This is a genomic window from Rufibacter radiotolerans, from assembly GCF_001078055.1.
Taxonomy (GTDB): Bacteria; Bacteroidota; Bacteroidia; order Cytophagales; family Hymenobacteraceae; genus Nibribacter; species Nibribacter radiotolerans.
Window position 1 is genome coordinate 3,204,821 of sequence record NZ_CP010777.1, and the last position, 24,089, is coordinate 3,228,909.

The following is a 24,089-nucleotide window of genomic DNA, read 5'->3' on the forward strand; positions in this document are numbered from 1 at the left end:
TTCCGCCTTACAAAGCAAAATCCCTGTTTGTGGCTCCCATCTTTTCCTTTTTCCGCCGGGTAGGCGAAAACCCTTTATTCTGGTTTCTGCTCACCGTAGGCTTTACGCTGCTGTACTTTTTTGCGGAACACGAGGGCTTTTACTTCGGGGATGATTTCTCCTATGGCCTGTACGCGCACCAACTGCTCTACGGCGGCTTCCATTTTGACGACTACTCCTTCTGCCACCGGTTTATGGTGTTCGTGCCCACGGCCCTTTTCTACTGGCTCTGGGGCATGAATGCCTATACTACCACCCTTTGGCCGTTGCTCTGCACGCTGGGCACTTACATGGTGCTTTTTCTAACCTTCCGGAAGAACCACCCCGTGGCCAGCTCCTGGGCGCTGGTGCTCATGGGCTTTTACTACTTCCAGCTCAACACCGTCAATTACCTGTACCCAGACAATATTCTGCTGTTCTTCTCCACGGCCTGCCTGCTGGTGCTCTACAAGGCGCGCCAACCTCTACCAAACCCCCAATCAGAAATAGGCTACGGCGTATTGTTTGCGGTGCTCAACCTGCTGGCCTTCCTTACCAAGGAGACCATTGTCTACGCCGCGCCTTTTTATTTTCTGGTGTTTCTCTACCATCTGCTGCGCAAAGAGAACCTGCGTTTCTGGGCCGCGGCTATCCTGTCCGGCGCGCTGTTGCTGGGCGTTTACTTCTTGCTTTATAAGGTATACGCGGGCAACGCCTGGCAACGGTTTGATGATATCGCGGCTGCAGGGTATGCTGACACCAAAGCAGACTACTTTGCCGCCCGCGCAACCATGTTGCTGTCCCGGCTGACCTATGGCCCTCTGGTTTTCTTTGCCGGGTCTGGGCTTGCCATTCTTCTGGCCCCGGCCGTGGCCGGACTGGCACTGGCGAAGCGAGGAGATTTCCAGGTGCAGAAACCATTTGGTTTTTGGGCTTTCGCTACGTTGGTGATGCTGTTTCCTATCTGGTTTGGCTCCGTGTCATTGGAATATTACAAACCCATGACCTTGCTGCCCCGCATGTTCCATCCGTTGCTTCCCGCTTTCTGCCTGTTGGCCGGACTAGCGGTAGAGAGAATCTGGGGGGATAAAAAAGCCTATCTGCTTCTGGCCCTTCTTTTCCTCGGTTCAATGGCAGTTACGGATAAGGTCATGTGGACCATGTATTTGCCGCTGGCGATTTTCTTCACGGTCCTGTTTTTCTGGCGCCGCGCGGTGCCGCACTGGCTGGCGTTGGCGGCGGTGATGTTGGTTAGCCTGATACGGCCCGTATATTTCATCACCAAACCTACAGTATCTTATTACTTTGAGCAGAAACAGATCATTGACCAACACCTGTCCAGCCCTGTAGGTAGCCACGTGGTGGTGACAGATTCTATGATGGCTCGCATGCACCCGTTTTTCTATGGCTATCAGGTGCCTAAAAACTATACCTACCTCCCCTATTCAGCGGCAGATTCCAGCATCCTGCAACAGGCAGACACCGTTTTCCTGCTCATAAACAACGGCGTGTTGGAACACCCTGAACTGATGATGCCGCTCCGCGAGAAGGACGTTCTACCCAAATTCTCACAGGCCAGGCTAATTGCCCAGGAAGGAAAAGTGAAACTGTATTTGCTGCCGCCCAAAAAGCGGTAAACCATTAAAACCAGAGATCCCGTTTTGGGCCTGTTTTCTGTAAAACAGGCCCAAAACGGGATTTATCATTATACTTATTTTAAAGCGATTACGGCTGCTTCTGCTCCTTCTTCACCCGTTGGTAATCCCGCACATCGGCGCGTTTTTCCAGGGCCACGTATTCTGCCTGCAGGGCTTTGATCTTGGTGGCGTGCCGAAGAATGATATCATCATGCAAGGCCTCTTCGCGCTCGTTCAGGCGCTTGTAAATGGCGTTGGCGTAATCCCAGTCTTCCATGGTCCAGGTTTTGTTGCGGTCGCGCACCTGCTGCAGGAAAAACACGTAGGCATCGCGCATGCTGTCGGCAGACACGCTGGAGAGGTATTTATAGTTGCCCAGCAACTCCTGCTCCATCTGCAGTTGCTTGCCGGGCACCGGGCCGCGGGCTTTACGTTCTTTTTCCTCGGCTTTGCGGCGGGCCAGGGCCTCGCGCACGTCTCTGGCCTCGTTTTTGGTTTTATTGGCCAGATCGGCGGCGCGCTCATCCAGTTTGTCTACTTCGCGGGACACGGTTTCCTTCCGCTCGCGGGGCGTGGTGTCACAGGAAGTCAGGACGGCCCCACAGAAAAGAAGCAGTGAAAGAGGTAACAGGTGGTATGGTTTCATAGTAGGTATAGTTTCAGGTTCACCTCGCATACGCAAACGCGGCACAAGAAGGTGCTTTTTCCGTATTTCAAGTTGTCATGGCCAAAAACACCTTCAATTATTCCCTTGATTTCAAGACCGTAGATTTCCGGGAGCACCCCGAGCTGTACCGCGTGGGCGTGGGGGAACAGGGCGTGCTGCTGGTGCAGCCCTACAAAAGCGAGATTCTGCCGCACTGGCGCTTCAAAAATCCTGAAGTGGCCACCGCATCGGCGCAGAAGATCTTTGCGCTTTTTGAGGACTACCTGCGCCAGCACGATTTCGTGGGCGCCGACATGGCCCGCAAGTTCCTGCAGATGGGATTCACCCGGGCCCGGCGCTATGCCAACCACAAAAGCGGCCGCAAATATGAAGAATCGCCGGGGGCGAACAATGAGGGCCTGGCCTACCCCTATTCTTCGGGCAGCGCCAACAAAGGGAACGAGGTTCTGCCCCAGGCCGAAGATGCCCTCACCAACGAGAAAGCGCAGGCGGCGGCTATTTTCAAGGACTACTGGTTCCAGGCCAAAGACCACCCGGAATACCTTAGGCAGAAGCAGGAGTTCCGGGACCAGTATTATGAGAAATAGCTTTTTAGGCCCGTTTTCCGGAAAAGAGGCTCAAAACGGGTTTACTTAGGGGCGACTATCTGCATGACCAGCGCGCTTAGGTAGGCACCATAGGTACCAATGGCGTAGCCCAGGATAGCGAGCAGAACGCCCACCGGGGCCAGGGCTGGATGGAAAGCGCCTGCCACAATAGATGCGGAGGCTGCCCCGCCCACGTTCGCCTGACTGCCCACGGCAAAGAAGAAGAACGGCGCCTTGATCAATCGGCCTACTATCACCAGCAGGGTGCCATGGATCAGGAGCCAGATAAAGCCCACCAGGAACAGACCGGGGTTACTGAAAATGGCCAGCAGGTTCATCTGCATACCAATGGTAGCCACCATAATGTACAGGAACACGCTGCCAATGCGCGAGGCCCCTACCCCTTCCAGCTTGCGGGCCCGGGTAAAGGACAGGATAATCCCGAAGGCCGTAGCCAGCACCACCAGCCAGAAGAAGCCCGAGGTTAGGCTGTACTGCTCCAGGTAAGGGGCGTTGGTTTCAATCCAGGGGGCAATGATATCGGCAAAGAAATGGGCCATACCCGTAAGCCCAAGCCCCACGCCCACAATGGCCATGGTATCTGACAGCGTAGGTATGCGCATGATGCTGAGGCGGTAGGCCTCAATTTTATCCTGCAGCTCTGTCACGGCGGTAGTGTCTGCTTTAAAGAAGGCATTCACTTTGTCTACCTTGCCCACCCCGTACAGCAGCAACGCCATCCAGATATTGGCCATTACCACGTCTACCGCAATCATAGCTGAAAACAAGGTAGGGCTGGGCTGAAACACCTCTTTCATGGCCAATTGGTTTGCCCCGCCGCCAATCCAGGAACCAGCAATGGTAGAGAGCCCGCGCCACACGGCATCGGGGCCTGCCCCACCCACCACGCTGGGCGCAAAGAAAGAGACTATTAAAATAGCCAGCGGCCCACCAATCATAATCCCCACGGTGCCGGTAATGAACATGAGCCCCGCCTTATGGCGCAGCTTCCAGATTTCCTTCAGGTCAAGGCTAATGGTAAAGAGCACCAAACTGGCCGGCAGCAGGTACCTGGAGGCCACAAAGTAGAGGTTGGATTTTTCGCCGTCAATCACGCCCATGGAGTTGAGCACGCTGGGAATGAGGTAACAAAGCAGCACCGAAGGCACCACGGAGTAGAACTTCCGGAAGAAGGGACGGTGGCTGGATGAGGTGGTGAAGACGAAGGCGAGGATCATGACCAGAATCCCGAGTACAACGGCATCATTGGTAATCATGGCTTCGGGGGCAGCGGCGGCGGGTTCCATGGCAGAGAATTTGGCTTGTTAGTAAGGGTAGCGGCGGGAAAGGTAAGGGTTAGGAAGGGTACTTACCAAAAATAATTAAAAAGATAGCGCCTCTGCGTTTTAGGCCTGTTTTTCAAAAACCGGGCTTAAAACGCAGAGGCGCTGGTAAAAAGAACAGATCACGTTCTTATTGGGCTCCTTTGCGGGCTTTGTAGGCCGCCACGCCGGCATCCAGGAACTCCACAAATTTTTGCACGCTCTTTTCATAGGCCACCGGCGTCACCAGCATGTTCTCCTGCTCGTCTATGAGCACATAGTAGGGCTGGGCGTTCACGTTGAATTTGGTGATCTGGTAATCGGCGTACTTCTTGCCTAGCGTGTTTTTCTGCTTCTGGTCATAGGTACTGGTGTACCATTCGTTTTTGGGGAGTTCGGTCTTGTCATCTACGTACAGGGCAGCAATGACATAGTCTTCGCGCAGGCGCTTGAGTACCTGAGGGTCGGCCCAGACGTTGGCTTCCATTTCGCGGCAGTTCACGCAGCCGTGGCCCGTAAAGTCAATGAAGATAGGTTTGCCCTGCTCGGCGGCGCATTTCTTGGCCTGCTCCAGGTCAAAGTAGCCTTGCAGGCCGTGCGGCAGCTCCAGAAAATCTCCGTATTTGGGCGTCTCGCAGATAGTGCTGGCCGTGGGAGTTCCGGCGGCACCCCGGTTGGTCATCAGGTCAAAATCCAAGGTGTGCTGGGGCGGCAAATACCCAGAAAGGGCTTTGAGCGGTGCGCCAAACATACCCGGAATCAAATAGACCACAAACGCGAAGGTGGCAATGGCCAGCAACAGGCGCGGCACACCCAGATACGGCAGATCTGAGTCATGGGAGAATTTGAGTTTGCCCAGCAGGTACACGCCCATCAACGTGAAAATCACGATCCAGAGGGCCAGGTACACCTCGCGGTCCAGCAGGCGCCAGTGGTAGACCTGATCGGCCACGCTCAGGAACTTGAGCGCCAGGGCCAGTTCAATAAAGCCCAGGCACACCTTCACGGAGTTCAGCCAGCCGCCGGACTTTGGAAGCGAACTAAGCCAGTTAGGGAAGATAGCGAACAAGGTAAACGGCAGCGCGAAGGCCAGGGAATAGGCAAACATACCGGCAATGGGCTTCAGGGTCTCCCCGCCCGCCGACATCACCAAAATGGACCCCACAATAGGGCCGGTGCAGGAAAAGGAAACCAGCACCAAGGTGATGGCCATGAAGAACACGCCATAATAGCCGCCTTTGTCGGCCTGGGCATCTGCCTTGTTCACCAGCCAATGGGGCAACGTGATCTCAAACATGCCCAGAAACGCCATGGCAAAAACCAGGAACACTACAAAGAACAGCACGTTTGGGATCCAGTGCGTACTCAGGAAATTGGCTACCTCGGGCCCGGCCAGCTTGGCTACCAGCGTGCCGATGAGGGTGTAAAACGCGATGATGGACAAGCCGTACACCAATGCCTTCAGGATAGCATTACCCCGGTTGGAGCTTCCGCCAGTAAAGAACGTCACCGTCATCGGGATCATGGGAAACACGCAGGGCGTAAGCAAGGCAATCAAACCCGACAGGAACGCCCCGATCATGAATTCCCAAAGGCCTTCCTGCACGGGCGCCCCGGCGGTTTTGGCCGCGGCCCCAACTGTGGCAGCAGGAATTGTTCCGTTGGCTGCTGAATCTGAGAAAGCAGCCGGGGACGTGGTAGTACCCAATGTAGTGGTATCTGGGTTCACCGTAGCGCCAGTTGTAGTAGTGGCGGTAGTGGCCGGGGTCGCCGGGCTGGCGGCCGTAGTTCCGCTAAGAGCGGGCGTGGCCGTGGTGGCGGGAGCACCGGTAGTAACACCTTGCGCCGGAGCAGTGGCGGGGGCGCCTGGCAGAACCGTGATCTGGGTGAACTGGAAATCGGCTTCGCCGGGAATACACTGGCCGTTCACCTCTGAACATACCTGGTACTCATAGCTTCCCTTAATTACCAGGGTGGGCTGCAACACTTTAATCCGTTGTCTGAACTGGGCGGTTTTGGTGAAGTAGGTGTATTCACCGCCCCACATCTGGTCAAATTTCTTTTTGGGGTTGACGGCCTTTATCTTGCCTACCAGCGCATAGGAAGGGTGTTTCTGAAAGGTGAAGGTGGTGACAATAGGCCCCAGTTCCGGGTCAAAGTCTGAGGAGTACAGGTACCAATCGGGGATAATTTTGGCGTTGAACAGCAGTTCAACCTCCTCACCTACCTTTACTTCTTTGGCAGAGACGTCATAACTCCAGGTGGCCGGCTTGAGCACCTGCGCCTGCGCCACGGCCAGCAGTAAGAACAACGGCAGCAGCAAACCAATGGCACGTTTCCAATCTATAGTCATTTATTTTTTGCTTCTGTTTAGAAGGTGCTAAATTACTACAAATACCACGTAAACCCGAACAAACCACCACAAAGCATTGCTTTTATCCGGCATTCTGGGGTTACTTTCTGCGGCCGTTCACGTACAGCAAACCAACATTATCTCTTTGATAGTGCTGATAAACCATTAAATTTGACGCAAGCGCCTCTTTTTTACCCCTGAAGGGCTGCCCAAAACTATGATCCTCAACATCCTTCTCACCATTCTGCTTGTGGCCTTGAATGGTTTTTTTGTGGCCGCCGAGTTTGCCCTGGTCAAAGTACGGGCCTCGCAGATTGAACTCCGGGCGCAGGCCGGTAACCAGTTGGCCAAGATCGCCTACCACATGATCGGGCACCTGGATGCCTACCTTTCTGCCACGCAGTTGGGGATCACCCTTGCCTCCCTGGGTCTTGGTTGGATTGGCGAGGGCGTGGTGTCTGAGATCATCATTGAGATCATGCACGCCATGGGCATTGCCCCGGACCCGGTGCTGGCCCATAAAATAGCCCTCCCCATTTCCTTTGCCGTCATCACTGTCCTGCACATTGTGTTTGGCGAGCTGGCGCCTAAATCCCTGGCCATTCAGCGCCCAGAGTCCACTGCCCTAGCCGTGGCCATCCCGCTGCGGATTGTCTACTACGTGCTGCTGCCTTTTATCTGGGTGTTGAACGGGTTCTCCAACTTTATTCTAAGGCAGATAGGCATCACGCCCATGCACGGCTCTGAGGTACACACCGCCGAGGAGTTACGGCTGCTCTTTGAGCAAAGCGCCGAAAGCGGTGAGATTGGCGGCAGCCAGCAGGAGCTCATTGAGAACGTGTTTGAGTTCAATGAGCGCATGGTCAAGCAGATCATGGTGCCGCGCACCAAACTCATTGCCCTGGACCTGAACGCCACCGAGGAAGAAATTTTTAAAGTGGTCTTCAACGAGGGCTACACCCGCATGCCTATATACCGCGACACCATTGACAACATAGTAGGCATCCTATATGTCAAAGACCTGTTGGTGGTGCTACGGGCCGGCGAGCAGGTGAGCCTGGAAAGACTCATGCGCCCTGCCTACTTTGTGCCGGAGACTAAGAAAATCAGCCGTCTGCTCAAAGACTTCCAGCGCAACCGCAACCACATTGCCGTGGTGTCAGATGAGTTTGGTGGTACTTCTGGTATTGTCACCATTGAAGACATTATTGAGGAACTGGTAGGCGAGATTCAGGATGAGTACGATGAAGAAGTGCCCCTGATTGAGAAGGTTGGCGCCTTTGAGTTTAAAGTAAGTACCGCGGCCTCCATCCAGGACGCCAACGACGACCTCCCCTACCCGCTGCCCGAAGGCGAGGACTACGAAACCGTGGGCGGTTATATCAACATGATCTACGGCCGTATTCCAGAGATAGGTGATACCGCAGTGCATGGCGTCTATGAGTTCAAGATCCTGGAGAAAACCGACCGAAACGTGGAATCTGTGCTCCTCACCGTGACCGAAGACAAACGCGACGACCTTTTGTAATCTACTGCGCTGTGCGACGGTGTCTGGGTTTGAAGTTGAAGTAGGCAAAAGCGCTGAAAGCAAAACTTTTCTTTTTATATGCGAATACCGTTTCGGGCCTGTTTTAGCTAAAACAGGCCCGAAACGGTATTAAAGATTTTTGCCTTGTTGGCAAAAAAATACCTAGCTCTTACTTCTTAGCCGTGGCAGCGCCCTTCAGATGCTTGGCGGCTTCCAGGAAGGTGGTGGTCCAGATCTGCTTCTCGTTTTTCTTTAGGTATTGCAGCAGCTGGCGGTGGGCTTGTAGGGAGACGTTCAGGGAATGTTCGCCACCCACGCCGTGGAACAAGAACACAATCATGCTGTTAGTCTCCTGGGCCTTTTTCACCAGCGCAATAAGCTCCTCGCCGGTCTGCCCGTTAATCATGTAAGAGCCTATGGTGTAGAGGTTCGTTCCTTTGCCAGACACCATCTCGCTCTGCACACCGCGGGCCGCTACAAACTCCCCTTTCATGCCGTCCAGGTAAGAAACGCCGCCAATCTGGGTATCACCGCAGGGGTACGCGAAGGTGCGTTCCTTCTTGCCGTCCAGGGCTTCCAAGGCCGTGTTGGTCATGCGTATCTCATCCGTGATCCGGCGTACCGAGTAGGTGGCCAGATTATAGTCTGCAGTCACGAAGTCACGGCCGGGGCGGCTGCCGTCACAGGGGTGGAAAAGCGTGTGGTTGGCCAGTTCATGTTTGTTAGCGGCCACTTTTTTCCACTCAGGCAGGCGCTTGGAGAACGGCCCGGCAGCGGCGGTCAGGTAAAAGGTGCCTTTGAGTTTGAACGAGTCCAGCGCAGGCACCACCTGGTCCAGGTGCACGTTCAGGGCATCGTCATAGGTCAGGACCACAGCGCATTTCTTCTTATTCCAGTCCTGGGCAAATACGGTGGCACTGGTAAGGCAAAGCAGGAAAACAAGGGTTCTTTTCAGGAGCATACAATATATAAAAAACAGGTTAAGGCAAAGGCATTGAGATTGCCATCAGCGTAAGGCTAGATACTAAGATACTTAATTCCCTTTTACAAACCGTATTTACCAAGAAAGCAAAGTAGCGGACAAGTATATATAACTTTTACTATCCTGTTTTGCGTACATGGGCTAGCGTCCGGTTTTGGCCCACTCGTTTCCTGGGCCGTTCTCTGGGGCTTGGCCCCGCTATCTGGCTATTTTAGGGCGGTTTTCGTAAAAACAGGCCAAAAACGCTTACATTTAATTCAGGTTTACAATTCATAGAACCAATGCCTTCTACTCCCCGCCCCTGGCGATTACTACGCTCTAACATTGCCTTCAAACACAAATGGTACACCCTTCGGCGCGACGAGGTGGAACTCTCCAACGGCCATGTGGTAGATGACTTCTTTGTGAGCGAGCGGCCAGACGGGGCCATGGTGTTTCCGGTAACGGAACAGAACGAGGTGCTGTTTGTGCGCCAGTACAAGCACGCCGCCGGCAAGGTGTTTTTAGAGGTACCGGCCGGCTCTTTCTTCCCGGACCAGGAAGACGCCAAAGAGGCCGCCACCCGCGAGCTGCTGGAGGAAACCGGCGCCGTACTCACCCAGGAGCTTATCCCCTTGGGCGTGCTGCATGACAACCCCGCCAAAGACACCAACCGCCTGCATCTGTTCCTGGCCAGGAACGTACGCATAGAACAGGCCCAGGTACTGGACACCACCGAAGACATTGAAGTGGTAAAGGTGCCCCTGGACCAGGTGCTTGGCAAAGTGCTGAACGGTGAGATCTGCGTGTCTGGCTCGGTGGCGCTGTGCTTTCTGGCCCTCAGGCACCTGCAGGTTTCTTAGTGCCGGTCATCATTCCCGCAGAAAGAAATCCGCGGACTGGCTTAACCCCAACGCCAAAACCAAGTATAGAACAGGTAACGCTTTCTGCTATCTTTGGTAAGCTGGTGGCCCTTATCATCTACTTCAAGCAATTACAGCGCAATGGCTGACATAAACGAGGGCCCAGGCCCCGAAGGAAAAAACAAGAAAGACAAGTCTGAGAAACCCCGCCGGGGCATAGACACCATGTTCCGGATTACGGCGGCCAACCAGATGCGCCTCAGTGACATGGCCGATAACAAGGCTCATATCCTGCTTACCATTAACTCCATCATTGTCTCCATTCTGCTTTCGGTCCTGTTCAGGAAACTGGACACGGAGCCTGAACTGATTGTGCCCGGCATCCTGTTTCTGCTTACCTCGCTCATCACCATGGTGCTGGCTATACTGGTGACCATGCCCAGAATCAAGAAAAGCTCCAAAAACCAGCCCTCCCCCAATGATGGCGACAAGATCAACCTCATGTTCTTTGGCGACTTCCACAGCATGAGCCTGCTGGAGTATGAGAATGGCATCCAGGACCTCATGGCTAAAAACAAGACCCTGTACGGTAGCATGATCAAAGACAACTATTTCCTGGGCAAGGTGCTGCAAAAGAAGTACACCAGCCTGCGGTTTGCCTACATGTTCTTTATGGTGGGCTTTATTACCGCGGTTTTCTCTTTTGTGCTCATGCAGATCATGTTCATGGACAGCGACAGCCCCTTCATGCGCTTCATAGGTCAATTCATAGGATAACCCTTTCCAGGCCGGCATTTCCCATAAACGGCTAAAGCCGATACTTTAACAAAGACCAGTAGCCATTCTCCGTTTCTGACCCTTACCTTTGCGTTTTAGGTTCTCCAGGTGGCTGGTCGCTTTGCGGTCATGGCTATCTGTTTTTACCAGAGCCTTCGCGTGGTTATGCTTTCCCCTTTCTCTTCTGCTTCACTTCCCTGGGTACAAGTGGCCCCAGACGCACCCTATTTCATCACCGAAGACGGCCTGCCCTGGACGCCGGTAGGCCAGAATGACGCCATTACCTGGCCAGAGCTGGAAGGCCTATTCCGGCGCAAGAACCTGGCGGCGGTAGAAGAGTACCTGGTGTACCTTACCCAGCACGGTGTTACCTGCCTGCGGCTCATGCTGGAGTACGCACAGGGCGAAAACCGCTATTTTGAGAAGCCCGTGGGCCGGTTCCAACCCAACATGGTCCGCCTCTGGGATGACCTCTTCGCCCTCTGTGCCAAACACGGCCTGCGTATTCTGCTTACCCCCTTTGACACCTTCTGGATGTGGCTGCGCTGGAAATACCACCCCTACAACAAGCACCTGGGCGGCCCCTGCGCCGGGCGCCGAAAACTGCTGCTCTGCCCCCAGACCATTGCCGCCATTAAAACCCGGCTTACGTTTGTGGTGGAGCGCTGGGGCGGCAGTGGCGTCCTCTTTGCCTGGGACCTCTGGAACGAGATGCACCCCGCCCACATGGGCAACAGCGCCGACCGCTTTGCAGCAGTGGCCACAGAGTTGAGCCAGCACGTGCGGGACCTGGAACTGCGGCTGTACGGCCGGTCCCACCCCCAGACCATCTCCCTCTTCGGGCCGGCGCTGCACACGCACCCTACCCTCGCCGACACTATTTTCCGGCACCCGCTGCTAGACTTTTCCAGCACCCATTTCTATGACCCCGCCACCCTGGACCACCCCAGAAACACCATTGACCCCGCCATAAAAGTGGGTGAGTTGGTGCGCGAAGCCCTGGAACACACCTCAGTAAACCGGCCTTTCTTTGACAGCGAGCACGGCCCCATTCACCTGTTCAAGAACCGGCGCTACACCCTGGCCACGACTTTTGATGATGAGTATTTCCGGCACATGCAGTGGGCGCACCTGGCCTCCGGCGGGGCTGGCGGCGGGCTGCGCTGGCCGTACCGGCACCCGCATACGCTTACCCCCGGCATGCGCCAGGCCCAGAAGAACATGGTGGGTTTCCTGCATCTGATTGATTGGAGCACGTTCCGGCGTAAAAACCTGAACCATGAGATCACTATCTCAGAGCCGGCCTTCGCGGTGTTCGGCTGCGCCGATGACACGCAGGCAATAGTATGGCTGCTGCGCCAGAACGCCCGCTACCAGCGTAAACGCCTCGTAGACCCGGCCGCCCCGCCCCTGGCGGTGCAAGTGCAGGTGCCTTTTCTGAAAGATGGCACCTACCTGGTTCAGGTCTGGGATACCCAGGAGGGCACCATGCAAAACCAACTGAGGGCAGAATCTAGGGACGGGAGTTGCACATTTACCGTTCCTGCGGTACGTACAGACATGGCCCTGGCCCTTACCAGAACCGCCTAAGCCTTGCAATTGCGTATTCCCGTTTTAGGGCCGATTTCCGAAAAACGGCCCAAAACAAAGAGCCGGCCCAGAATCTCTTCTAGGCCGGCTCTTTGTTACTTGATTTTGGTAGTGTCTGGCGGCAGGTCCAGGGAGTCCAGGCCTCCATCTGCGCCTTCCACCATATCTTCTGAAGCTGTATTACCGGTAGTTTCAGCGGGTCCTTCGCCGCAGGCGGTAAAGGCCAGGGAGGCAACCGCAAACGCGGCCAGCGTCATCTTTGCTATATTCTTGCTGATCGTTTTCATAGGGGGTAGGGATTAGGTACAAGTTAAGCCTCAGGAAAAGAAGCCGTTCTCCCTATACGCAGCTACCGCTGGCACTGTTAAGCAAGACAGTCCTTCGGCCACACAATTACCGCGATCGCCCTTCCTGTTTTAAGCCTGTTTTCCAAAAAACGCGCTTAAAACAGCAACTGAGGCTCTGTTCTGCAAGGGAGGGTTAAGCGTTATTTTAAACCAGTTCCGGTTGACGCTGCCCCTTCGTTCCCGTCCTGAAACCAGCTGGCGTACATCACATAGTTGTCGGCGGTTTTGGCCATGCCGGCAATCTGGTCCTGGCTCAGGGCTTTTACCTTTTTGGCGGGCACCCCGGCATAGATATGGCCGCTCTCACAGATGGTATTCTCCAGCACCACGGCGCCGGCCGCCACAATGCAGTGCTCCTCCACCACAGCGTTGTCCATGACAATGGCGCCCATGCCAATGAGCACATTGTCCTGCACCGTGCAGCCGTGCACCAGGGCGTTATGGCCAATGCTCACGTTGTTGCCAATGGTGGTGGGCGCTTTCTGGTAGGTGCAATGGATCACGGCCCCGTCCTGGATGTTGGTCTTGTTGCCTATTCTTATGCGGTGCACGTCTCCCCTGATCACGGCGTTAAACCACACCGTACACTGGTCGCCCAGCACCACATCCCCTACAATAGTGGCATTGGGGGCAATGAAACAATTTTCCCCTATGGTGGGGTGAATACCTTTCACGGGAAGTAGCAACGGCATGGCTTTATAATTAAGAATTAGGAATAGCAGTACCAAAGGTAACTATTGGCCCGCACCCGTCAGTAATACGAACGCCGTTTTGTGGCCGTTTTCCAAAAAACGGCTACAAAACGGCGACATACCTTCTTTCTGCTATTTTTCGGCCTCCGGGAAGCCCCTTCTTAAAAGGTGGGCACAATAGTAAATAGCTGGCGCTGAGAGCCAACCAGCCCTTTAGGGTGATAGGCTTCTACCTCTACCTCAAAATCACCTATGTCATCTGAGGTATAGAAAACCACCGTGGCTGTACCGTTGGCGTTGCTTTGGACAGTTGGCGCCCAATGCAGCAGGCTCCTGAAATCTGGCGCCGGCCGGGGAACCGTGTACTCATAAGAAGGTGTCTTGAACGCGAAAGGCTTGGCCAGCCCGGCCCAGGTAAAGGAGTTTTTGTCCTGCATCTCACGGGGCGAAGGATGCGGCGGATTGGTGGTGATGGACAATACCCCATATCTGCCTATCAGCCCAATGTTGCTCAGCTTGCGCTCCGCATAGAAGAGGTCTATTTGCTTGATGGCAGCGCCGGGCATATTCAGAAGCCATTCATTATTGGAGACGGGGGTACCGTTCACCAGATACAGCGGACGTTCCGGGAACCGGGCCCCGGCTTTTTCAGGGGAGAAAATGCGCACCTCTTTGTCTGGCCCTGTACCCACCACGCTGGCCAACGGAACGGTTTCCCGTAACACATCTTCCAGGTTTTTGAAGGGATTGTACTTGCTCAGATCATAGGACTGGTTCGGCTTGCCAAGTTCGCCCAATAAAACAGCTTCTGACGTGTCTGTGGCCTCCGCCACCGCCATGGGTTTCTTTCCATTGAAAAGCGTTTGGGTCTGCGCCCGAACGGCGGCTTGCCGCAGGTACTGCGCCTCCTGCTCTGTTACCCGTAGCGGCAGCGCCGCTGTTGGAGAAAAGGCCGGCCCATCGGCCCATTCGATAGTGGCATTCTTCACCCGGCTGCCGCCGCTCAGCACCTCGGTCACGTAATGGCCTGGGTTATTGAAATCCAAAGACAGAAACGAAAAACGTCCCTCAGGGTCTGTTACCTGAACCATGGGTTCTGAACTGGCGCGGCTGAACAAAAGCACCATGGCAGAAGGCAGCGCATTTCCTTTGGCATCCAAAAGCCTTCCGGCTAATCGCAGGCCCTCGGCAGATTGGGAGGTTGTTGCCGCCAGGGGTTCAGGGGTTTTCACCGTTGGAAGTAAAGACGGGGCGCCTTCTACCAGCAGAGACCATTCCAGGGCAGACTGCGGCGCCAGACCGGCAGCGGATGCAGACAGCAAATAGGCAGGCACTACTCCTTTGATGAATTCCTCTTCCAGAGACTTGCCCTGGGTGCTTTGCGCTTGCGCGCGGGACCGTACCACAAAAGACAAGGACGCCTCTACGGGTACTCCGGAGGCATCGGTTACCTGGGCCGTCACGCGTACCGGTTCGCGGCGGCCGTAGCTCATCCGGTCGGTTTTGACCTTAAGCCGTAATTGCTGGGGGTGCCGCACAAACATATATCGTTCGGCCTCTACCTGGCCGTTGGCATTGGTCACCGTTAGCTTCAAGGGGCCATCTGGCAGGGTCTGCTGGTTTATTCTCATAACAGACTCTTCGCCCTTGGCCAGGGTGGTTTCCCCAGTAAAGAAAGGCTTCCCGCCGGCGGCGAAGGTTACCTGCACTTTTTTACCGGCGGCATTTTTCAACCAGGCCGGGCTGGGCAATAACCTGATCTGAAGGAGGCTGTCAGAAGAAGAAGTTACCCGCAAGGCTACTCCCTGGGCCTGCACCGGAGGAAGCTTTAACAGCCCCTGGGCTTTCTGGTTTTCCAGCGCAAGCTGGTAAGACACCCCTTCGCGCGGGGTGAACAGCATAAACCCCTGCCCGTGGTGATCAGTTTGAAACTTGGTGGCGGTCCCGTCTGGGGCGGTGATCTTTCCTGTGGCGGCCGTTCCGGTGCCATTCTGGTCCGTGGTTTTGAGCGCCAGTTTATTCTCTACGCCGGCAATGAGTTTCCCGCCCTCGGGGAACGCGTCCAGCGTGACAGAGGTAACCGCCAGGGGCTGGTCTGCCCTGGCTCTCTCGTTGGCCGGGCCCAGCACCCGTATCCGTTGCCTGAAAACACCTTCTTTCTCACCAGCCTGCGAGGAAGTGGACGCGGTAACCTCATACAAGCCGCGGGCAAGCGAATCTGCCAGCACAATATTCCCGATGGCCATGCCCTGGACAATGGGGAACCGCAGGTGCTGGGTGGTGGCCGCAGAAGACGTTTTAAAGGCCACTTCCAAGACGCTACTGCCGGCAGAGGCTTGCAGTGACCCGGTTTTCACCACAAAGGCCTTGAACTTTATTGTATCGCCGCTGGCGTAAAAGGGCTGCGAGAACCGCACATGCACTTGCTCCCCGGTGGCCGTCTGCGACATGCCTTTCTCTGGCCTTGGCATTGCCTGCCCGGCGGCGGCCAGAAAAGGAGATAACAGTAAAAGGAACAGGATCTGGGGGAAGTTCTTCTTCATTCGGGTATTTAATGCTTCAAAAGGGCTCATGCGCTTACCAGAAAGAAGGACGTATCTCTGAACTGAATTTGATGGTGCGGCAATCATCTGGGTACTTGAGCAGACCAGGCACCTGGGGCACTTCCTCGCGCTTCACGAACACTGCCTTTCTGGTGACCGCCGAGGCCCCAAAATAGCCGAACACCGGCTCCTCTGGGTTGGCAAGGTTTCTGACGTTGCCTTTGGCATTGGCTGGGGGCGGGTCCAGCACCGAACCTACGCTGCGGGACTGGGCAATAAAATCTTCCCAGAAGTCATACCCCGTTTCTGAAAGCGAGTATTGCACCGCCTCTACCCGTAAGCGCACATTAATGGTTTCACCGGTAAGCGGCACAATGCCTACTGGTTTTCTAAAGGTGTTGCCGTTGAAAAGCCGGTCCTCCCCCACTACCATCAGGTTGGTGGTGTCATAGACCCAGCAGGTTTGACAGCACTTCTTGGGTTTGGGGATGGGGAAACTTCCCCGGGGCGGTACCTCTTCATAGTCCCAGGGCTGGGTGGACACCTCATAGATGGCCTTCCATTCCCACCGGTAGAAGTTTTTGGCGTTGCCAGGGTCTTTGGTGCGCACAAAGGCCTCAAAACGCTGGTTGGCAATAGGCTCAGGGCCCTGGTCAAAGACAGGCTTCCTCTGGAAATCCAGCTCCAGTTCTTCAATGGGGGCCACGGGGGCCAGCACCTCGGCCGTAGACTGGTAATTACGGCCATCTTTTAATGTTACGGAAAGGGTATACACCCCGCCCACGCGGCCACGCATGCCAGTAGGGCTGGTTTTGAAAATACCCAGGCCGTGTTCTCTCAAGACCTCGTGCGCGCCCCGTTCATCTGTGATCACTACCTGCGCGCCTCTCAGGCCTTCTTCCTTTATGCCGGTGGGCCTGCCGTAGGGCACGGTCATTCTCACGTTCACGGTGTAAGGCCCGGGTTCATCTGTAATGAGGCCCTGCACCGCCAGGTATTTCACGGTCTGGGTGGGTTTGAGGTCTACGGGGTCTACACACCCCCAAAGCAGAAAGCACAGGAGCCCCAAAAAGAAATTTACCGGACCAATGGATTGCTGATACATAGGGGGTTAAAATTTAAAGTCATAGGTGATGGAAGGCAGCGGCACCCCTACCACAGAAAGCCGGTATGCTTGCGGCACGGCGTAGGCATCATCTCTGAAGAAAACCGAGTACGCGTTGCGCCGGGCATACACATTATAGATGGATATGTTCCAGCGGCCTTCCCACTTCTTGTCTTTCTTGTGGTTGGTTTCAATGGTCATGGAAAGGTCTAAGCGGTGGTAAGCCGGAATGCGGGCCTGGTTTCTATCCCCGTAAACAGGCACGGTATTGCCCTCCATTTCATATAACCCAATAGGCATAGTGGTAGGCCGGCCAGAGCTGAACGTGAAATTAGAGGCAAAGCCCAGCCTTCTGGTCAATTGGTAATTTGCAACCAGGGCCAGGTTGTGCGGCTTGTCATAATTGGTGGGGTAAAAGGCGCCGTTATTGATCTTCTCCTGCTTGAAAAACCCGTTCACCTGTATCTCTGACCGGGAATAGGTATAGCTTATCCATCCGGTCAGGTTGCCTTCTCTTTTGGAGAGCTGCATTTCCAGACCGTAGCCACGCCCTTTGCCAGGCAACAGTTCCGCCTCTACGGCAGGGTTCAGCCACAACTCGGCGCCTTCTTTGTAGTCCAGTTGGTTCTGTATTTTCTTGTAATAGGTCTCAACGGAGAATTCTATTTTGTTGCCGCCAAAGTTATGGAAGTAGCCTATGGACCATTGGTCAGCGAGCTGGGGCTTGAGGTAGGTATTGCTGGACTGCCAGAAGTCTAGGGGGGCCACCGCCATAGCCCCGGAGATGAGATGGGTATATTGCCGCATACGCTGGTACCCCGCTTTCACCGAGTTGGCTTCTGTGAAACTGTATTTAAGCGAGGCGCGGGGCTCCAGCCCATGGTACGTGGCGATGGCGCTGCCCGCCCCATAACGCAAGGTGTCTGTGATGGTGCGCTGCTGCCGGTGCTGGGTGGGGTCATACACGTACACCTCGCCCGCCCCCCGGTTCTGGTACAGGGAATACCGCATGCCCAGCATGACCGTCCACTGCTGGGTAATGGTGAATTCATCGCTCAGGTAGGCGGCTGCTTCTATGGCCTGGTCATTGGGCAGGATCAGTTCATTAATGGCAGATCCCGCTTCGGTAGGCTTAAATTGACCAGGTTTAAAGCCAAAACGGGTGGCTTCGGCCCCGAAGTTAAACTGATGTCTTTTAGCATCATAGACAAACGCCGCCTTCAGACTCCCCGACCAGATGCCGTTGCTGAACTCAGAGGCATTGCCCAGGCTTTTGTCTGTGATGGCAAACCGGTACTTGCTGAACACCCCGCTCAGGGAACCCTGCAGGTTGTCACTGAACGTGTGCGTGTGCTTAAGCGCGACCCCGGTATTCTCCCAGGAGTAAATGCTGTCTTGGGTAAACCCGAAGGCGTCATGGCTGAAATAGCCGTTTAACGTAAGGTTATCTTTGGGGCTGAAGGTGTGCTTGACACTGGCGTTGCCGTCATAAAAAGTGGCATGGCCTTCCTTTAGCCGCTTGTCTTTTAGGGCGTGAAGTAACCAGTTAGGATACGCGGCCCGACCGGCCACCAGAAAAGTAGTTTTCTCAGAAAGCAGCGGACCTTCCAGGGCCAGGCGGCTGGTGATAGGGCCTATGCCTCCGGTTCCCGTAAGTTTGCCTCCCTTTCCTTCGCGCTGCTGCACCTCCAGCACCGAGGACAACCTACCGCCGTACCGCGCCGGAATACCGCCCCGGTAAAAGGTAAGGTCCTTGACCACATCTGGATTAAAGACCGAAAAGAAGCCAAACAAGTGGGAAGGATTATAGATAGGGATCTGGCCCATTAGCACCAGGTTCTGGTCGGCGCCCCCGCCCCGCACGTTAAAGCCCGAAGAGCCTTCGCCCACAGAACTCACGCCCGGCAGCAGCAGCACGCTTTTCACCACGTCCACCTCCCCCAGAAAAGCGGGCATTTTCCGGATCACGCCAATGTTGAGTTTGTTGGCCCCTACCTGCACGCTGTTCACGTTGCTGTCGCCGGGCCGGTCTCCCCTGATCTCTACTTCATTCAAGACAACCACACTCTGGTGCAAGGGTAGGTTCAGGGTGCCGGCGGCGTACAGGCCAATCTGTCTTTCCTCGGGCAGCAGCCCTACATATTTAAAGGTTACCAGGTGCTCGCCTGTAGGCAGGAGCAGGCGGTAATTGCCGTTGGCATCGGTTTGGTCACCCACCGCCAGGGCGGGCACAGAGACCGTGGCGCCTACCAGAGGTTCATTGGTTTTGGCGTTGGTAAGTCTTCCGCGTAGCTCTACCTTTTTAGTGTCACTTACGTTTTTAGGCAACCCGAAGAGCAGGCGGGGCAAGGCTTTGCCCTGTTTGTCTTTGTACACCACGGCCGGGTGCGAGGCCCTGGAAGGAAAGATCACTACCGCGTAGGTATGGTACCAGGCCGCCTCCAGCTCTGTTTCTGATAGCAGCACCGCCACCACCTGGGCTACGTTTTCTTGCGCAAACTCCCCGCTCACCGTAATGTCTTTCAACCAGTCTGGCTCAAAATAGAAACGCACCGGGGTCTTGGTCTGAATTTCCTGGAGCGCCTGCTGAAGCGGCGTCTTGTCAAATTTTCCGCTGAAAAAAGAGCTGTCTGAGACCTGCGAAAACCCGGCCAGCGAAACCAAAAGAAAAAAAGCACACAACCAGAAACGGAGTGAGAAACAAAGCATACCTTATTGAATGAGGGAACCTAAAAAGCCTGCTTACAGACAACCCAAAGCAAATAAAAATATATAGAATATACCATTCCGGAGGACGGTATATTTTAATAATATTTATAAATGATTGGTTTTAACCGGAATTCAGGAAAGATCTCTTTTAAGAAAGCATCTTCCTCCAGGTGCCTTTTCTAAGGTTATATTTGAGGGTGCTGGGCAGCGCTTTCCACCAGTAGCTGTTCAGCTCCACCGCAAAGCTGGGTTGCATGTAACAGTTGATGGTGCAGCCCTCGCAGGCCGGCAGGCGGCCTTCTAAAGCGATCAGTTCTTTTACCTCTTTGGACTTGTAAAGGTCATAGAGTTTACCCTTAATGGGAAACGTCTGCGCGCCCAAATGGTAGCACGGCAAGACCAATTCATTCTCCGGGGAGATGACCAGCGTGGTGCTGGCAGCCTTGCACACCGGCTTATCTACATGGTTACCCCCATCCTTACGCAGCTTCACGAAGGCCTCGTTCATGTATACCCACTTTTGCTTACTAAAGGTGACCAGGTAATCCAGTTCGGCTTCAGACAATTGCGCGCCGGTCTCTACCTGGTTGTACTCAAAGGCCGGATTCAAAAGCAGCATGAGGTTATTGGGCAGGCAGATCTCGTTATACACCCGTTCTATCTGGTCCAGATTGTGCTTGAACACGGTGAACAGGATATCGGGGCGCTCGCCCAGGCTTTTGGCTACTTCAATGGATTGCAATACAAAGTCAAAGCAGGCCACACCGCGGCCGGTGTCATGCTCCGTTTTATCTGCGGAGTCCAGCGAGAAGTGAAGCATGTCCACCTTTCCTTTCAGGCGCTCGGCCCACTTGGGGTAGAGCAGTCCGTTTGTGGTAAGAGTGGTTATGAACCCCAGTTCCTGGGCTACTTCCAGAAACTGGTCAATCTGCCGGTGCAGCAAAGGCTCGCCCCCCGTAAAATCAATGACGTTCACCCCCAGTTTGCGCAAATCGGTGAGGTTCTGCCGCACGTCTTCCAGCTGAATGTACGGCGACGGCTTCTCCCAAATGTCACAGAAGGAGCACTTGGCATTGCACCGGTACGTCACGTAGTAATTGGCCAGAACTGGGTGGTGGATTAAGCGCATGTGGGTTTGGTCATCGGAATGGCAAGGTACGCATTGCATACGGAATTTAGGTCAATGGCGGTGATTCCGCGGATTTCCTCTGTTTATTGTTTTGGGGGTGTTTTGAGGAAAATGGGCTTGAAACGGTTTTTCTTTATTGCTGATTGTTTATAGCAGATAGCTTTAATAGTTAATCTCGCCGTTGTTGGTGTTCTCACCAGCGACTGAAACTGCCTTTCCATTTACCAATAAGCCGTTGCTTTCTATCTCTTCCTACTAAGCCTCCAGGCTGTAGTTGCGCCCTGCCGGCGTCTGTCACTTTTCTCCTTGATGAGAAAAGTAACCAAAAGAATCAAGAAGCCCCGAACTCGCTGCCGCTCAGACAGGCGGGGCTTCAAGAAGGTACCACCGGGCAAAGGCTATCTGTTCCATAGTGAGCTTACGTCCTTGCGGCTGGAATTGCCGCTGCTTGCCCCTGCCCATGCTTCGGGCTACGCGTGGCGGCCCTCCGCCAGGTGCGGGGCAGGATATGGGTTGCTGCTTTGTCCGCTGCAATGCCTGCATCGCCCGGCGGGCGGAGGGAAAGGTCGGGACAGGGCTTGACCTGTCCGCTGCGGTTCAAATGGTAACCCTGTTTCTTGGTGGTTGCCCGTTTCCAACCTTGAGTGTTTTGGGCCTGTTTTCTGGAAAACGGGCCCAAAATACTTTCCTTAAAACTCGAACACAAACCCGAAGCTGGGCAGGAAGGTCACGTCATCCTCGTCCAGGATAAGCGGGATGGCGTTGGAGCCATTGGGTTGCAGGGGTTGGCCGTCTGTGGTGGCGAAGCCGGTGTTGTCTGCGTTGCGCTGGAAGGTGTACTGGGGCAGGGATGGGCCTTTGAACCGGAAGAGGTTCTGAATGTCCAGGTACACGTCCAGGGTGGTGCGTTTGTAGTTCCACTTCTTGTCCAGGCGCACGTCCAGTTGCTGGAACGAGCGCAGGCGTTGGGTGTTCAGGCGGTCATAGTCCAGCAGGCCCGTGCCCAGCGAGGCATAGTTCTGTTGCGAGGCTTCCAGGTCAAACGGGGTGTAGGGAGAGCCGCCGGCGAACCGGTATTTGCCGCCCAACTCCCAGTTCTTGCCAAACTGCCAGCCCACCAACGCAGAAACTAAATGCCGGTTATCCCACGCTGAGGCGATATACTTGTCCTGGTTCAGGCCCGTAAATTCGCTGCGCACCAGGGTGTAGGAGAACAGCCCGTACAAACCGCGGGTGAGTTTCTGCTGGAAAAAGAATTCGGCACCGTACGCCCGGCCTTTGCCCACGGGGGCCACGGCCTCATTGCCTATCGCCCCGAACTCAATGCCCTGGTTAGCCAGGGAAACGCCGTCGCGCACTGAGACCGGGTAGTTGGCGTAGCGCTTGTAGAAACCTTCCACGGTGAGGCGGTTGGCAATGGTGGGCAGAAACTCCACGCCCGCCACGTAATGGGTGGCTTTCAGGTAGTCGCTGTTCTGATTGGCGTAATTTCCCGCGGCGTCTTTGTAGCCTAATACCGTGTAAATGGGCAGGCGGTAATACGTACCAATGGAGCCGTTCAGTTTCCAGCGTTCGGCCAGAGAATAAGAAGCAGATAGTCTGGGCGACAGCGTCTCCAGCGGGTTGTTGCCGTTAGTGGTGAACGAGTTCATATCCGTGCGCACGCCTAAAGAAAGGCTTAGTTTGTCTTGCCAGAAGCTTCTGGAGGTTTGCCCGTACAGGCCATATCGGAAGAAAGTGAGATCGGTATCAAAATCCAGCACCACGCGGGGCTGCACCACATTGCCGTTTTGGTCGCGCACCTCCTGCCGTATCTGGCTGAAGAAGTTGTTGCTGTAGCCCACGTACTGGCCAATGGCCCCGTAAGAGAACTTCCAGCCGCCTACAAACTTGTTCACGTCCAGGCGCAGCTTGTTTTCCTTTTCCTGCGACCGCGCCTTGAGCACCCGCCGGGTTTCATCGACGTACTGCGCGTCTTCAAAGCGGTCCAGGCGGTTCTCAAACACGTTTCTACTCAAAGACACCTGCACAAACCCGTTCTCCAGAGAGCGTTTCAGGCTGGCCCCTACCGTGTAGTTCCACTGGTTAATGAGCGGGTTAGACCGCAGCGCGTATTCTTTCTCCGGCGAGGTTTCCTTGGGCACGGCAAAACTGAATTCATCAATGGCGCCAATGCCCAGCGCGGTGATAGTGGTTTTAGCGTCCAGCTGGTGCGTGACCTTGTATTGGAAATCCCAGTAGTTGGGCCTGATGGGCAAGTCAATGGCTTTGAAGAGCAACTGCAGATAAGACCTTCTAGCCGAGGCCAGGAAAGTAGTCTTGGGCGCGAGCGGACCTTCCAGGGTACCTGCCAGTTCGGTGGCGCTCAGGCGCACGTTGCCCTGCAGGCGGTCGGGGTTGCCGTCGCGCTGCTTGAACTGGAACACGCTGGAGAGGGCGTTGTCATAGCGGGCATCAAAGGCGCTGGTGCTCAGGGTCACGTCCTCAATAAAAGACACGTTCAAGATGCCCTGCGGACCGCCACTGCTGCCCTGCGTGGAAAAGTGGTTGATGACGGGTATCTCTATGCCATCCAGGAAAAAGACGTTCTCGCCGGGCCCGCCGCCCCTGATCACAATATCGTTCCGGAAGCCAGCGCCAGTGCTTCCCGCCCCGGCCACACCGGGCAGCGTCTGGATCACCCTGGAAATATCAAAGTTGCCCCCTGGGTTGCTCTTGATCTCCTCACTGCTCAAACTCTGGATAGACAAGGGGGTTTCAATGGAGGCCGCCCTGATCGAGCGGTCCAGGGTAATGTTCACTTCCTGCAGGCGGGTTTGGCTGGGGGTAAGCTCCAGGTTAAGCGTGAGGGCGTTGCCTGAGGTCACCGGCACATTGTACCGGAGCACGGGTTCAAACCCCAGGTAGGTGGCCTTGATATTATAACTGCCCGTGGGCACGTTTTCCAGGCGGTAGCGGCCCTGCACGTCGGTGGCCACGGCAATGGTGGTTTCCTCCAGGCTCACGGTGGCGCCAATAATAGGTTCCTGGGTATTTTTATCTCGCACCAGGCCTGTGATCCGGCCGGTGCTCTGGGCGGTGGCTACTAGGCAAGAAAGGGCGAAAAGAAAGCCTAAAAGAAAGAAGATGCGGTTCATGTGAGGCAAAAGGAGGAAGTTCATACTAGGCAGATAACCTGCCAGCGAGGGCATTGTTTCGCATAGTTCGGACTTTTCCCTGACAAGACAGCTACCCCGCCGGCGGCCAAGCGTTTTAGGGCTG

At 55.0% G+C, this 24,089-nt stretch carries 17 protein-coding genes; 6 read left to right on the forward strand and 11 right to left on the reverse strand.

Going from position 1 to position 24,089, the window contains the following annotated elements:
* The first annotated feature begins 29 nt into the window (after window positions 1-29).
* Window positions 30-1,655 (forward strand): ArnT family glycosyltransferase, encoded by a 1,626-nt coding sequence (locus tag TH63_RS13245; RefSeq protein WP_048921361.1) that lies wholly within the window; start codon window positions 30-32, stop codon window positions 1,653-1,655.
* 88 nt (window positions 1,656-1,743) lie between these two features.
* Here the strand turns inward: TH63_RS13245 and TH63_RS13250 are convergent, their stop codons facing one another.
* Window positions 1,744-2,301: a hypothetical protein gene (locus TH63_RS13250; protein WP_048921362.1), complete on the reverse strand. Its 558-nt coding sequence runs from the start codon at window positions 2,299-2,301 to the stop codon at window positions 1,744-1,746.
* 77 nt (window positions 2,302-2,378) lie between these two features.
* Here TH63_RS13250 and TH63_RS13255 point away from each other — a divergent pair, with 77 nt between their 5' ends.
* A complete protein-coding gene (locus tag TH63_RS13255; RefSeq protein WP_048921363.1) occupies window positions 2,379-2,909 on the forward strand; it encodes a DUF4385 domain-containing protein in 531 nt (176 codons plus the stop codon).
* Window positions 2,910-2,950: 41 nt separating this feature from the next.
* On the opposite strand, the gene TH63_RS13260 is transcribed toward TH63_RS13255, so the two are convergent.
* A complete protein-coding gene (locus TH63_RS13260; RefSeq protein ID WP_048921364.1) occupies window positions 2,951-4,216 on the reverse strand; it encodes a DUF819 family protein in 1,266 nt (421 codons plus the stop codon).
* 166 nt (window positions 4,217-4,382) lie between these two features.
* Window positions 4,383-6,584, reverse strand: a complete 2,202-nt coding sequence (locus TH63_RS13265; RefSeq protein ID WP_048921365.1) for a protein-disulfide reductase DsbD family protein — start codon at window positions 6,582-6,584, stop codon at window positions 4,383-4,385.
* Window positions 6,585-6,801: 217 nt separating this feature from the next.
* Here TH63_RS13265 and TH63_RS13270 point away from each other — a divergent pair, with 217 nt between their 5' ends.
* A complete protein-coding gene (locus TH63_RS13270; RefSeq protein ID WP_048921366.1) occupies window positions 6,802-8,112 on the forward strand; it encodes a hemolysin family protein in 1,311 nt (436 codons plus the stop codon).
* Between the two features lie 169 nt (window positions 8,113-8,281).
* Here TH63_RS13270 and TH63_RS13275 read toward each other — a convergent pair whose 3' ends face one another.
* Window positions 8,282-9,073, reverse strand: coding sequence for a polysaccharide deacetylase family protein (locus TH63_RS13275; protein WP_048921367.1), 792 nt, complete (start codon window positions 9,071-9,073; stop codon window positions 8,282-8,284).
* A 302-nt stretch (window positions 9,074-9,375) separates the two neighbouring features.
* Between TH63_RS13275 and TH63_RS13280 the strand changes: the two genes are divergently transcribed.
* The 3 genes from TH63_RS13280 (at window position 9,376) to TH63_RS13290 (ending at window position 12,303) form a co-directional block, all read left to right on the forward strand.
* Entirely contained in the window at window positions 9,376-9,936 is a 561-nt protein-coding gene (locus TH63_RS13280; protein WP_048921368.1) for an NUDIX hydrolase, read from the forward strand.
* A gap of 141 nt (window positions 9,937-10,077) precedes the next feature.
* Window positions 10,078-10,713 carry a Pycsar system effector family protein gene (locus TH63_RS13285; protein WP_053093809.1) on the forward strand — a complete coding sequence of 212 codons (636 nt, stop codon included), beginning with the start codon at window positions 10,078-10,080 and terminating at the stop codon, window positions 10,711-10,713.
* 129 nt (window positions 10,714-10,842) lie between these two features.
* The gene (locus TH63_RS13290) at window positions 10,843-12,303 is read left to right on the forward strand and encodes a glycoside hydrolase 5 family protein (RefSeq protein WP_156180607.1); all 1,461 of its coding nucleotides are present in this window, start codon (window positions 10,843-10,845) and stop codon (window positions 12,301-12,303) included.
* Window positions 12,304-12,398: 95 nt separating this feature from the next.
* Here the strand turns inward: TH63_RS13290 and TH63_RS20355 are convergent, their stop codons facing one another.
* The 7 genes from TH63_RS20355 to TH63_RS13325 all read right to left on the reverse strand — a co-directional run bounded on the left by TH63_RS20355 (window position 12,399) and on the right by TH63_RS13325 (window position 23,989).
* Window positions 12,399-12,590 carry a hypothetical protein gene (locus tag TH63_RS20355; RefSeq protein WP_156180609.1) on the reverse strand — a complete coding sequence of 64 codons (192 nt, stop codon included), beginning with the start codon at window positions 12,588-12,590 and terminating at the stop codon, window positions 12,399-12,401.
* A 200-nt stretch (window positions 12,591-12,790) separates the two neighbouring features.
* Window positions 12,791-13,342, reverse strand: a complete 552-nt coding sequence (locus tag TH63_RS13295) for a gamma carbonic anhydrase family protein (RefSeq protein WP_048921369.1) — start codon at window positions 13,340-13,342, stop codon at window positions 12,791-12,793.
* Between the two features lie 161 nt (window positions 13,343-13,503).
* On the reverse strand, window positions 13,504-15,885 hold the full coding sequence (locus tag TH63_RS13300) for a carboxypeptidase-like regulatory domain-containing protein (RefSeq protein WP_048921370.1): 2,382 nt from the start codon (window positions 15,883-15,885) through the stop codon (window positions 13,504-13,506).
* 34 nt (window positions 15,886-15,919) lie between these two features.
* Window positions 15,920-16,990 carry a DUF4249 domain-containing protein gene (locus TH63_RS13305; protein ID WP_048921371.1) on the reverse strand — a complete coding sequence of 357 codons (1,071 nt, stop codon included), beginning with the start codon at window positions 16,988-16,990 and terminating at the stop codon, window positions 15,920-15,922.
* Window positions 16,991-16,996: 6 nt separating this feature from the next.
* Window positions 16,997-19,654 (reverse strand): TonB-dependent receptor, encoded by a 2,658-nt coding sequence (locus TH63_RS13310; protein WP_048921372.1) that lies wholly within the window; start codon window positions 19,652-19,654, stop codon window positions 16,997-16,999.
* A gap of 193 nt (window positions 19,655-19,847) precedes the next feature.
* The gene (locus TH63_RS13315) at window positions 19,848-20,828 is read right to left on the reverse strand and encodes a radical SAM protein (protein ID WP_048921373.1); all 981 of its coding nucleotides are present in this window, start codon (window positions 20,826-20,828) and stop codon (window positions 19,848-19,850) included.
* A gap of 689 nt (window positions 20,829-21,517) precedes the next feature.
* Window positions 21,518-23,989 carry a TonB-dependent receptor gene (locus TH63_RS13325; protein WP_231583475.1) on the reverse strand — a complete coding sequence of 824 codons (2,472 nt, stop codon included), beginning with the start codon at window positions 23,987-23,989 and terminating at the stop codon, window positions 21,518-21,520.
* Window positions 23,990-24,089: the final 100 nt, after the last annotated feature.